Raw genomic sequence first — 524 nt, 5'->3', positions numbered from 1 at the left:
TATCAGCGATGATACTTCCTATCAGATGAAAGATTCACTTTCAGATGATTCTCGGTTACTTGTGTCATAAATAATCTCTTATTTATGCTAACTTTACTAACTTTCTTATCTAGTTTTCAAAGAACAATTTTGGTGGAGCCTAGCGGGATCGAACCGCTGACCTCCTGCGTGCAAAGCAGGCGCTCTCCCAGCTGAGCTAAGGCCCCTAAAAGGAATTAAATTGGATGTTTTCTTCGTGTCAGAAAGAAAAAGTGGGCCTAAATGGACTCGAACCATCGACCTCACGCTTATCAGGCGTGCGCTCTAACCAGCTGAGCTATAGGCCCGTCAAAAATGTAGTGGCGCTATGCGCTTAAGCATGTTGCCTTGCGTACTTTATCTGACATACAAGAGAGTGACCTCTCAAAACTGAACAAATGTAGAAGAACGAAAACTCACAGGTTTCCTTTTCCTTAGAAAGGAGGTGATCCAGCCGCACCTTCCGATACGGCTACCTTGTTACGACTTCACCCCAATTATCTGTC

At 44.1% G+C, this 524-nt stretch carries 2 tRNA genes and 1 rRNA gene; all 3 read right to left on the bottom strand.

Going from position 1 to position 524, the window contains the following annotated elements:
• Nucleotides 1–130: 130 nt before the first annotated feature.
• Nucleotides 131–206, bottom strand: a tRNA-Ala gene (locus HCB38_RS15025).
• Between the two features lie 46 nt (nucleotides 207–252).
• Nucleotides 253–326 (bottom strand) — tRNA-Ile (locus tag HCB38_RS15020).
• A gap of 130 nt (nucleotides 327–456) precedes the next feature.
• Nucleotides 457–524 (bottom strand): 16S ribosomal RNA (locus HCB38_RS15015); the annotation flags it as partial.

Source organism: Listeria farberi (assembly GCF_014229295.1).
Lineage (GTDB): Bacteria > Bacillota > Bacilli > Lactobacillales > Listeriaceae > Listeria > Listeria farberi.
The sequence above is the reverse complement of the archived record's forward strand: the minus strand, read 5'-3'. Positions and strand labels throughout refer to the sequence as shown.